The following is a 12,294-nucleotide window of genomic DNA, read 5'->3' as shown; positions in this document are numbered from 1 at the left end:
AGGAAAGAAGAATTGGGTTGATAATAGCTGAGGAATCTTACCGCACCTATTCCAATTTATTACCAAGCGGTAAGATTTACAGCTTACGAGTAGAGGTAGTGGGAAAGAACAGGGTCACACACAGACCAGGGCGGTTATCGGAAAGATGGATGGTGATGTCATGAAGGTGAGCAATCGCAGAAACTAAGCTAAGACCAAGTCCGCTGCCAGGCGTAGTCCGGCTGGTTTCCAGTCGGTAAAAGGGCTGAAAAATCTTGTCCCGTTCCACTTCGGATACTCCAGGGCCTGTGTCTGCAATGACCATCATCACGCCGCCGGTTGTTCGGGAAGCAGTCATTGAAATTTGGGTTTCCGCCGGCGTATGGCGGATCGCATTTTCCAAAAGATTGACGATCATTTGTGTGAGCAATTTTCTATCGGCATGGATCATCAGTCCGGACTCGATGGTACTCACCAGGCCTTGCTTGCGTTCTTCGGCAATCGGCTCATACGTCTCCCCTATGGTTTCGAGCATGTCGGTCAGTGAGATATCCTCGAAGTTCTGTCGACCAACTCCCGACCCCACGTAAGCGATCCTCAAAAGAGCACTAAATGTTTCTAAAATCTCTTCATTTTGAATCAGGGCTTTGTCAATGGCTTTCTCGTAATCTTCCATACACGTCGCCTGCCTGCGAGCGACTTCCAATCGTTGTCGCATGCGGGCCAGTGGCGTTCTCAAATCGTGGGCCAGGTCTATCGAGACCTGACGTACCTGGTCCATCAGCTTTTCAATCCGATCCAACATGAGATTGAGGTTGATGCTCAATCGATCAAATTCATCGTTGGTCCCCCTGAGGGGAATCCGACGATCCAGGTGACCGTTCATAATGTCCCTCGCGAGGAGATTGATTTCTCCCACACGCCGAAGGATTATGGTGCTGACCAGAACTCCACATCCACTGCTCAATATGACAATCGTTACCAATATCCACACAAAGACCTCACCAAAAAGCTCATTGATCACACGAATGTCATTTAAATCAGAAGCCACGACCATGCGTGAACCGTCTGGTAATGCCACGGCTTTTGCCCGGAAGGTCTTGCTGGCATTGTTCATTGGGATGGGCTCCGGCAGGAGTTGGGATAACCATCTTTGGTCATCCGACTTTATGGGAAGAATCTTCACAATGAATCGACCAGTCGCGTCTTGCAACAGAACATAGCTCCCCGGCTCCACCAAATCCGGATCAGAAGGATCGAACGATTTCGACTGGTACTCTTGGGTCAACGTCTGGATCTTCCAGTCCATCTCCGCGTCTATACGCTCGTAGACGTAGCTCACCGCTATCCAATAATAAATCGCGAATGTCATGATCAGGAAGACCAGGAAGAGGCCACCCGTGAGAATGGTTAATCGGAAGCTGGCGGTACGGACGAGGTTACGCATCCTGGTCCATGCGATACCCTACTCCACGCACGGTTTGAATCAATTGGGAGGTGAAGCCCTTGTTGATTTTTGTTCTTAAGCGGCTGATATGGGTCTCGACCACGCTGGTGCGAGGATCAAAATAAAATTCCCACACCTGCTCCAGAAGCATCGTCCTGGTGACAACACGACCGGCATTCCGCATCAGATACTCAAGGAGGCGGAATTCCCGAGGCTGAAGATCAATCGGAATCTTTCCCCGTCTCACCTTCCGTGAGAGCAGATCCATTTCAAGATCACCGACGCACAATCGCGATTCAATCTGGTGAAGGGGAGGTCGTCGTCGAAGAGCCTCGATCCGGGCCTTCAATTCCGAAAGGGCGAAGGGTTTAGACAGATAGTCGTCTCCCCCGGCTTCGAGACCCTCGACCCGCTGTTCAATCTCACCGAGGGCGCTGAGAAAGAGCACGGGGGTCTTCACATTCGCGGTACGAAGCCTCCTCACCAGACTGAGACCGTCGAGGCCGGGTAACATCCGGTCAACGATCAGCACCTCGTAGGTTTCATCCATGGCTTGCATTAATCCCTCTTGGCCATCGGCTCTGAGGTCGACAACATATCCCTCTTCGGTCAGACCGTTGACAAGGTATAAGCCTGTTTCTTCGTCGTCTTCAATAACGAGAATTTTCATGTCACCTGAAATTTCTGATAGGCGAAAGACAGTGCCTGACTTCATCTACCTCAAATGGTAATCTTGGGACAGCCTACGGAAAGCATACCCCAATTCAGCTAAAACTTTCATTCGGACGTCTCACATTCAACCGGAATTATTCACCAACTCGCTTTCCTTTTGTATCGTATGGCCTCAGACTTCCCCATTCGCGTTCATGTTCCTGGGAGAATCCACATAAAGCGACGACGCCAACGATTCTGTGAACGGGGAAAAACCGGCTTTACGTCTTCGGGAGCCTCGCTGGGTTGTTACGAATAAGAAGGGCACGGCATGGACAGCCCTGGACCTTGACCTGCCGTTTAACGGACGTCCACTCTCAGTTCCAGGGATGGCCCACACTCGACGGATCCTGGTGGTCCGGTAAGAAGAAGCCGAGCGGCCTCAAGTAGAAGTAAATTCTTGGAAGGTATTCCGGTAAATCGGGATCAACTCTTTGTGATGAATCTAACGATCCCCCCGTTCGGAGTCTGGCGACTGTACCGGGACCGTACAGATTCGGAAAATCGGATCGCCGAACTTAAACGGGACTTTGAACTCCCGAGCTTTTGCCTGGACCGCTTTTGGAACACAGAAGGTATTTTACGGCATATAGTTGGCCTAAAACCTTATGAGCGTATTCCGGCAAGCCTTATCACAAGCCACCAAGTCCATGAAACTGTCGACCATGCAGGCACCCCTGAGATAGCTATTGAGCGTCCCCTCAAAGACAAGCACCTTCGGGCCACTCGTAATTCAGCCAGTGTAAACCACCTCGGTTACCACCCGCACGGTCTCCGCATCAAGGGAGGGACGGATGCACGGCAGAGTAGGGTCCGTTTCAATTCCTGGCGAGAACGAAAACACCAAGGCAAATGATACCGATTCCAATGAGTTTTGTCGGTGTCAACTGCTCGCTAAAGATGGCCGAAGCTGCGAAGGCATTGACGATATAGCCCAACGACAGCATCGGATAGGCGACACTCACATCCACCCGAGAGAGAGCAAGTATCCATACCATGACACTGACGACATAGCATGTAAGACCGCCCAGGATGAAGGGATGCACCCCCAGGCGTGAACCCGCCGAAAACATGCTGCCAAAATCCAACGCGATGACTCCGACGCTACCAACTCCGGCTTTCAAAAGGAGCTGGGCGGCAGCGTTAAGCAAAACTCCAAAAATAATTAAAGAAAAACTTGTTGGATTCATTATGCTATGGGTGTAACAATCCGTTCCCCCTCCTGATCCGGCTCAACCAACTTCTCTCGCCTCACATACCTCTAACGCATTTAGTTGTCCTTCGGGGGACAGGGTTACAGATCGACTGTCATAAAAGTCATCATCAAGAATCAAGCGCGGGTCCGAACACATTCAATGAATCCCTCATTACTTTACGAGGAACCTATTATTGATTTGCGAAAACTCTGCGATAGGTATTTCCGACCTGTCAATCCTGATAGCTTTTCAATTTAAATTCAGGGAGTTGGGGATTTATAACAGACTTCTATCTGGTGAATAAAGGAGGAATGCTACGGGGGCCGGAACTCAATACCCTCAATCATTCCCACTGTTTCAGCATTTCACTCAGTCTTCTTCCCACAATCTGGTTCCCTCGTCCATTCACATGGCAGCCATCGATATAGATGTACTCTTTCACATCAAACGCATCGGTGAAATCATGAATCCAATCGAGGTGCTCTCTTTCTTTGATTTCCTGGACAAGAGGATAGACGACATGCCAATTAGTTTTGCTACCCATTGGTTTCAAATATTCAATGTTGGGTTGGCCTAAAGCCGCCACAGGCTGGAGGATGGCATGAAAGCCTGCCCCCCCAAGAGCAGCCACCGATCGAGCAATTTTCCAATTATTGACCATGGTAGATGCCACTAATTTTGCATAGGCCGGATCTTCGAGACATTGGGATGGCGGCTCTTTCCCCAATTTTACGACCTTCTGGATCACCGTGCGGATGGACCCGGTTAGGGCATCCGCTACCTGCCAACGATGCTCTAGCTTTTGTGCCATTTTGGCCGCTTCACGATGGCTATTGATAGGGCCTTTCCCCTCACAGACACTGTGAGAATCATTGCAGCCATCATAAAACACCACCACATCCATCGGGACTTTTTGATTTACCAGATTAATCAACCTGGCCAACTCCTGTCTGCTCACAAAACCTGATTGCCCATGATTGTACACCCGGTAATCCTGATGAAGTTCATTGAAATGCGCGGGGATAGTATGCTGATCATCGACACCAGTTCCCCACACTGTTGATCCCCCGAAAAAGCGAACGTGCTTGACGGGTTGATCCGTCGTTAAATGATGTATGCGCTCGCCTTCACTGTTGATCGTAATGGTTTTTCCAGAAAATGGTTTACGGGCCCAGGCGACATAAGGAACATATTGCGTTTCGAGTTGTTCTTTCTCTCGATAAATAAGATAGGCATAGTCCTGGTCAGGAAGGCTTTCGGTATAAGCCTTCTCATTAATGGGGACAAAGATTTTTTTCCAGAGAGACCGTCCATCTAGATAAATAGCCACAAGGAGATTAATGGAGATGGCGACAATCAAAAAAAACAAGACATTGATCATGGCTACCTTGGCAATACTCCTCCGTCTTTTCAGCACGTCAGTACCCCCTCACAACCTTGGTCCATGGAAAAATTCTTCATGGAACACCTCGGCAAATAGTTCAAAGAACGCATTCGCGTTTCCCCAAATCATTACCAGGAAAACAAGAGACCATGAACGAAAACCCATGTCACTCCTTCATGGAAATTGGTGAACACAACATGCACCATGCGGATAAGCAAATAGCATCGACCAATCTTCGGTGATCGCTCACTCCTGATTGAAAAAGGTGGCCGAATTGACACTCGTCATGAACATAAAAAAGTCGATATTCGGAAGCAAATGATAGCAGTGTCTTTATGAGGCATTTTGGAAAATTAGTGTCTACTCCAACCATGCGTTCCAATACATTTTAGACAATTGGGGTGCCGGTACATACAACCATGAAGTGCAAAGGATCAGATGGTCGGCTTAGCCGACCAAATGCCCCCAGAGAGACCATGGCACCATCGTCCATAGCTACGACAGGTCAAGTAACCTGGCCCACGGAGAACAAGACAGCTACTCTAACAATTCTTTGATAAGGGAGCGATTCTTTCCCCGACATCCTTATCTTGAATGATCTTCACAAAGTACAGAGAAGTTTGTCCCGAGAAATGCCGACCTCGATGGTGCAGTTCCTTCATACTCAGGTATTGCACTAATATTTCAAATCAACATCCACATGGGTCACTTCATCATTAACCTCGAAAGAAAGTTCTTCAAATTTCGGAGCGGCTAAAAATAACGAGGGATTATTCGACACGCCAAACCCTTCGGTAGGCAAACCGATAAAATTACGGTCGAATTTATGATTGTCGTTTTCATCATGGTACACGACCACGGCATATTTACCTTCCACCGGTGCCGCCAAACACAGGGTCATGGAACCTTTTTGGGCAGGTTCCCGTTCTTTATCAGCCTTGGCTCCCTTGACTAAAAAACTCTCTGGATCAGGTCCATAGAGGACTGCCTTAAGGGATCCTGCAGCGCTTTTGATTCCATGCACATGAATGTGAATGGGTCTCCCCTCACGAGGACAGGTATTGACCGGTAGCTGCAACTCTTCACCAAAGCTTGCTGAAACACCGAGCAAAAACACTATTAAAATATACATGCCACCCCCCTTGGTCGCGAATAGACTGTGCTCGAAAACATTTTCATCTCAACAATTACAAATGAACACTATTTCTGATGAGAGCAAAATGAGCGGGTACACGCGTGGCTCGGGACAGAGGATGACTTGGGAAAATCAGAGAGGATGGTTTTCTTGAGGAGTCAGATTGGGTTTCCGTTTTTCAAAGGCAAATAGCACAAGAAGGGAACACACACCTACGCTAATCGCGGAATCGGCCACATTGAAGGCTGGCCAATGGTAGCCATTAATATAAAAATCTAAAAAATCGATGACTTCTCCATATTGCAGGCGATCGATAAAATTTCCGATCGCGCCGCCAAAAATAGACGCAATGGTCATTTGCCCCCACCAATCGTGGGGTTCTAACCGTAAGAAGATGGTAATTAATAACCCCATGGCAAAGAGGGATGTCAGGAAAAAGAAAATGAGCCTAAACCCACTACTGGTCGTGCCCATGATCCCGAATGCGGCGCCAGGGTTTCTGATGTAGGTCAAGGAAAAATATCCTGGAATAATGGGGATGGACTCGTGGAGGTACATCGAACTGGCAATGTAATATTTGGTGACCTGGTCAAGGCTCACAAGGGACGCCACGACGAGTCCTAATAACACAAATCGATGAATGCCCGCGCTCACCCCACCGCCTCCACACATCGGCCACAAAGCATAGGATGCTGGGCTTGTGAACCCACATCCTGGCGAATATTCCAACATCGATCACATTTGATGCCTTCAGCCTTCACGACTTCAATCGCCAAACCCAGGCTCGCATCTACCAATTCACCTCCAGGCAGTGACGCAACCCCTTCCACCTTCACGCATGACACAATAAACAGGGCAGGCAAATCGCTGAGATACCGTTTAAGCAACGTACAATTGGGTTCAGTCGCATGCAGGATCACTGTGGCATCCAGGGAAGAACCAATCACCTTGTCCCGTCTTGATTGTTCTAAAGCGAATTGCACCTTACTCCGGACTTGGAATAAGTAGGTCCACGTCGTGTGGAGCTGTGGGTCTTGGAAGACTGTCGGAGCTTCCGGAAAGTCGGCCAAATGCACACTCATCGGCTTCGATCCTTTTACCGTGGATCCCGGTAGAACCTGCCAGATTTCTTCAGCCGTAAAACTCAGAATAGGCGCCATGAGCTTTGCTAAGGAGGACACAATTTCAAACAACACCGTCTGAGAACCACGCCGAAGTAGTGAATTTGTTGGAAAGGTATACAACCGGTCCTTCAAGATATCCAAATAGGTCGCGCTCATATCCGTGGAACAAAAATAATCCAATTCATGCACGACCTGACGAAACTGAAATTGCACATACCCTTTCTTGACATTGTCGACCAATTGCCCTAACCGCCAGAGCGCCCATTGATCCAGTTCGGGCAAATCGGCATGCGGCACCGAATGAACAGCTGCATCAAAATCATACAGATTACTCAGAAGAAACCGGCAGGTATTGCGCACTTTTCGATACGCATCCGTCAATTGTTTTAATATGTCCTTTGAGATACGCAGATCTTCCTGATAATCCTGCGAGGCCACCCACAATCGGAGAATTTCTGCACCAGACTCTTTGATGATTTCTTGCGGGGTCACGACATTACCCGCCGATTTTGACATTTTTTTGCCTTCCCCATCCAGGACAAACCCATGCGTCAGCACGGCCCGATAGGGCGCTTGCTCATCCGTCGTCACCGATGTCAAAAGCGAACTGTGGAACCATCCCCGATGTTGATCGGAACCTTCAAGATATAAATCCGCGGGATACCAGCCTTCACCTTGAGGCCTCAACACTGCGGCATGACTCACGCCCGATTCAAACCAGACATCTAAAATATCATGTTCTTTCTTAAAGGACCCATGGCCACATTGCGTACATGTGGTTCCAACGGGAAGTAATTCCCCGGCGGATCGACTAAACCAAATGTCGGCCCCACTCTCCTGCATTTGGCCACTGATATGCTCGATTACTTTGGAATCAGCTAATGGCGTGGAACAGCCTTGGCACGAAAACACGGGGATGGGTGTGCCCCACATCCGCTGACGAGATAAACACCAATCCGGACGGTTCAAAATCATCCCGTAAATTCGATCTCGTCCCCGCTCTGGAATCCATTGGACTCTATCAATTTCTTTGAGGGCTTTTTGGCGAAGATCGGCCTCCTCCATGGACACAAACCATTGATGCGTCGCCCGAAAGATGACCGGTTGCTTACAGCGCCAACAATGAGGATAAGAATGCTCAAGCTTCTTTTCACCAACTAACAAACCCTTCGCTTTCAGGAGGTCAACAATTGCAGGATTCGCATCCAAAACAGGTTGACCTGCACATTCAGGGAAATCATCCGTAAACCGTCCTGCATTATTAACCGGCACCAGGATCTCTAGGGGCTTCCGATCCGGAAGCATTTCGACATAAGGGGGCTTGTTATATTTCAGAACTAAAAGATAGTCATCCATTCCATGTCCGGGAGCAATATGCACACACCCGGTCCCTTGCTCCAAGGTCACAAAATCGCCATTGAGGATGGGGACCTCTTTCTTGGCAAATGGAGGATGACACGTCCACCCTTCAAAATCTTTTCCTTTTTTCTTGCCCAATACCTCAAATTTCTCAATTTTACAGGCCTTGGCAAATGCCTCTACCAATCCAAGAGCAACGATAAAAGCCTCTTCGCCAGCTTGAAGAACGGCATAGTCAAAATCGGGATGCAGACAAATGGCTTGGTTCGCGGGAAGGGTCCAAGGGGTCGTTGTCCAAATGACGGCCGAAACGGCTTTCAACTCTTTGATTGTAGGCAGACCCAGTCGTTGGTCGGAACCCATTTCAGCCGGCGAGACCGTAAGGGGAAATTTCACATATACCGACGGTGAGAGATGATTCTCATATTCCACTTCGGCTTCAGCCAGCGCCGTTTGATCCACGGTACACCACAGCACCGGCTTCAATCCCTTATAAACTCGACCCTTTTCTACAAATTTCCCAAATTCTCGAACAATCGCTGCCTCATAGGCATGATCCATCGTCAGATACGGATGCTCCCAATCCCCGAATATCCCTAACCGGCGAAACTCGTCTCGTTGAATTTCAACAAATTTTTCGGCGTATTCTCGACAAAGCTTCCTGAGCTCCACCGCACTCAGATCTTTTTTCTTTGCACCAAGTTGCTTGGTCACCTGATGTTCAATCGGCAACCCGTGACAATCCCATCCAGGGATATAGGGAGCCTGGAAACCCGCCATGGTTTTCGATTTAATAATGATGTCTTTGAGAATTTTATTCAGCCCATGCCCGATATGAATATGCCCATTGGCATAAGGCGGGCCATCGTGAAGGATATAACGAGGATGACCATTTCTGGCCTCCTGAATGCGGTCATACACCCGCTCCTGCTCCCACCAGGCTAATCGCTCCGGTTCTTTTTGGGGCAGGTTGGCCTTCATCGGAAACTCAGTCCGAGGAAGGTTCAATGTCGCTTTGTAGTCCATGGGAAAATTCTCAAGGATATTGGGATAAACTCTGGGCCATTCTAGCCATGCCCCTTAAACCCGTCAAACAACGCCCTTCAGTCTTATCGGGACAACACATCAATGGGGAGACGCTACTGTTATTGATATGAAAGCGCGACAAATAAGGGAAGGGGGACACCACAGAAGGAAGGTATTTAGCTCAGATCCATCATGCGGTCCAAAGCCAACTTGGCAAACATTTTCTCCTCGTCGGGAACTTGAATGTGATTGACCACATGGCCCTGCACGAGATTTTCCATGGCCCAACATAAATGAGGCCCATCAATTCTAAACATTGTCGAACAGCGACACACCATGGGGGAGAGGAAAAAGACCTGCTTATCGGCCTGATCATGTTTCAACCGATTTACCAGATTCAGCTCCGTTCCCACCGCCCAGATTGTTCCCGGATCGGCCTGAGTCACCGTCCGAATAATAAATTCCGTCGATCCCACCAGATCTGCCTGATTGACCACATCCTCATGACATTCAGGATGCACAATTACCTGCACATTCGGATACTGTTTTCGGAAATAGGCTACGTGTGCCGGTTGGAACATCTGATGCACACTACAATGCCCCTTCCAGAGAATCAGACGAGCCTTGTGTATGGTTTCCCGAGTATGTCCGCCGTTGGGTTGAAAGGGATCCCAGACGATCATGTCCTCAGGGGGAAACCCCATCGCATTCGCGGTGTTCCGCCCTAAATGCTCATCCGGAAAGAAAAGAATTTTCTCTCGCCGGTCCCAGGCCCAGTTCATAATGGCTTTGGCATTTGAAGAAGTACAGGTCACGCCACCATGTTCTCCGCAAAAGGCTTTGAGAGCAGCAGCTGAATTCACATACACGATTGGGGTTACGGTCTCCTCAACAGGCAACACCCGTGCAAGCCGCTCCCAACAATCATCCACTTGTTCCATGGAAGCCATATCCGCCATTGAGCAGCCCGCAGCCATGTCAGGCAGGATGACGGTTTGATTAGACCGACTCAGAATGTCGGCTGTTTCAGCCATGAAATGCACCCCACAAAACACCACATGAGGAAACTCAGGGTGCTCAGCCGCGTACTTGGCCAAGAGCAGAGAATCGCCCCGGAAATCGGCATGGATGATTACATCATCCCGTTGATAGTTATGTCCCAATAGCAATACTTTCCGACCTAATATTGCCTTTGCGTCTACAATTCGATCAAACAATTCCTGATCCGGAAGAGTTTGATAGTCAGTAATAGGGAATTCTGTAATTGTGGGCATAATTATTTCCAACGACGTTTTCGTTTTTTTTTGGTTCAAAGATGGCTATATTTTCTGATAATAACTACCATTTTAAAGAAATCAAGGAATAGAAATTAAGCTTACCAAATCTGTAGGCACCTAAGAAAGGAATTCTCTTTAATTAGCTACTATTTGAGCTGCTCCACAACGATCCACCTGCTGACGGTCAATCCCATGCCTGCGGGGACCACAGAAGGCTCGACCTTCTGTGGTTTACTCAAGACCAATAAATCAAAAAAATAGCCCGACAATCTTTTTCTACCTGTGTTTTCACATTAATGCCATACACACAAATAGCTCTCCGCCATTTCGGGGAACCGGTTTTGCCATTGAGACAAATCCTTCTGTCACTCTATGCTACCCGTGCAATGATGCATAAAGAGAGCGTAGGGGACTCGAACTAATAGACAACCAAGTTCAAAATCCCCATGGACTCACCGATGAGGGAGAAGTCCAAGAGAATCTGTTATCCTCCAGCCTTAGTCTTTTAGCTAAAATAGCCGGAGTAGCCGAATGACAAAGCGTTCGTGACATTCTCCCACCCGCACAGCCTCGACACAAGGATGATGCCAAACTTAAGATCAACCTATTGGCCTTTTGTTTATATCGGGCATCTTTCCACCTGACTTACTTCTACAGCCTAAGATTTCCGTCATTTTTTTCATTAACAAGGCCCCGTTAATAAAATTCTGAAACACCACCTACTCCACGGCTCAAAAATGTCTCGATGCGCTTACCACTCACACTTCCAGTGCTCTGCTTCTTCATGGCATTGCCTACTTTTTTTAAGCTTGGCGTTATTCGGTGGATTTGGAAACCCAAAAGTATTTCTCCATCGTTGAGGGAGAAACCCCTGCAAGCCTGGATCGGACAATAATCTAATTGCCTCTATCGAAGCTGATACAGGCCGAAATCAACAATTTTCTGGGGATCTCGAATCTTCTCAAAATTGAAAGCCTTAAGGTATTGCTAGGTGATGGAGAAAAATTGGGAATTCCCATTAGTATGCCTTTCAGGTAAACTTCAAGACTAAAGCGTGCTCCTTCCTCCCCCGTGGCCGATTTTTTAGACAATGACCAAGTACCTATGCTTTTTTTGAGGAGAACGGGTAACTTGCCTAAGATCTTCAGGAAAAGTTGGACCACGTTGTTCCGGAGGAACATGGCACCATTACATTCCTAAGTGGATGTTAAAATCAAATGCCCAGGGATGCATATTTCCCCCGGAAGAAAACCTTCACCGCCCCGTTTCCATTAAACAATTACAGATTTATACCCTTTCGATAATCAGGTAGCTAGGATTCGCGAGGGTCTATAGTCTTCAGCCGAAAGAGATTAGATATCCCTGCTGTGAACCAACTACTTAGACCGGCGACAACTCTACGCAGAAATGCTTGGTCGTGGGTTAGTCTGACTTGATAGGGTGCCCAAAATTCCCCGTAAAGGCAACCAAACTTTGTCGAAATCATGCAATTCCGGCAAGTATGTGTTTTGGGTGCTTCGAAGAGGTGCCCCGGCATAGAGCCATAGTTCAACAACGAATTGGGAGCAGCACCCTTCAAGAGTGATTACGCCCAGTATTTTCAGAACCGTGTGAGACACGAAATTCTCAACTCAGTCAAGAGATCTTAGCCGTGGA

General features: G+C 48.1%; 8 protein-coding genes. All 8 read right to left on the bottom strand.

The annotated features are described in order from the left end of the window. Positions 1–76: 76 nt before the first annotated feature. A complete protein-coding gene (locus tag AAH187_RS04875) occupies positions 77–1,426 on the bottom strand; it encodes an ATP-binding protein (RefSeq protein ID WP_342347312.1) in 1,350 nt (449 codons plus the stop codon). Continuing rightward, a complete protein-coding gene (locus tag AAH187_RS04870; RefSeq protein WP_342347311.1) occupies positions 1,419–2,096 on the bottom strand; it encodes a response regulator transcription factor in 678 nt (225 codons plus the stop codon). Before AAH187_RS04870 ends, AAH187_RS04875 begins: the two co-directional genes overlap by 8 nt. Before the next feature lie 859 nt (positions 2,097–2,955). Beyond that, a complete protein-coding gene (locus tag AAH187_RS04865) occupies positions 2,956–3,288 on the bottom strand; it encodes an EamA family transporter (protein ID WP_342347310.1) in 333 nt (110 codons plus the stop codon). A 388-nt stretch (positions 3,289–3,676) separates the two neighbouring features. Beyond that, positions 3,677–4,750: a hypothetical protein gene (locus tag AAH187_RS04860; RefSeq protein ID WP_342347309.1), complete on the bottom strand. Its 1,074-nt coding sequence runs from the start codon at positions 4,748–4,750 to the stop codon at positions 3,677–3,679. Between the two features lie 643 nt (positions 4,751–5,393). Beyond that, a complete protein-coding gene (locus tag AAH187_RS04855) occupies positions 5,394–5,849 on the bottom strand; it encodes a DUF2141 domain-containing protein (protein WP_342347308.1) in 456 nt (151 codons plus the stop codon). A 135-nt stretch (positions 5,850–5,984) separates the two neighbouring features. Next, positions 5,985–6,506 carry a signal peptidase II gene (lspA, locus tag AAH187_RS04850; protein ID WP_342347307.1) on the bottom strand — a complete coding sequence of 174 codons (522 nt, stop codon included), beginning with the start codon at positions 6,504–6,506 and terminating at the stop codon, positions 5,985–5,987. Next, positions 6,503–9,361 (bottom strand): isoleucine--tRNA ligase, encoded by a 2,859-nt coding sequence (gene ileS, locus AAH187_RS04845; RefSeq protein ID WP_342347306.1) that lies wholly within the window; start codon positions 9,359–9,361, stop codon positions 6,503–6,505. The genes lspA and ileS overlap by 4 nt, the downstream gene beginning before the upstream one ends. Before the next feature lie 176 nt (positions 9,362–9,537). Next, positions 9,538–10,635 carry a quinolinate synthase NadA gene (nadA, locus tag AAH187_RS04840; protein WP_342347305.1) on the bottom strand — a complete coding sequence of 366 codons (1,098 nt, stop codon included), beginning with the start codon at positions 10,633–10,635 and terminating at the stop codon, positions 9,538–9,540. Positions 10,636–12,294: the final 1,659 nt, after the last annotated feature.

This window comes from uncultured Nitrospira sp., from assembly GCA_902500695.1.
Taxonomy (GTDB): domain Bacteria; phylum Nitrospirota; class Nitrospiria; order Nitrospirales; family UBA8639; genus Nitrospira_E.
Note: the sequence above shows the minus strand (reverse complement) of the source record. Positions and strands in the feature narration are given on the sequence as shown.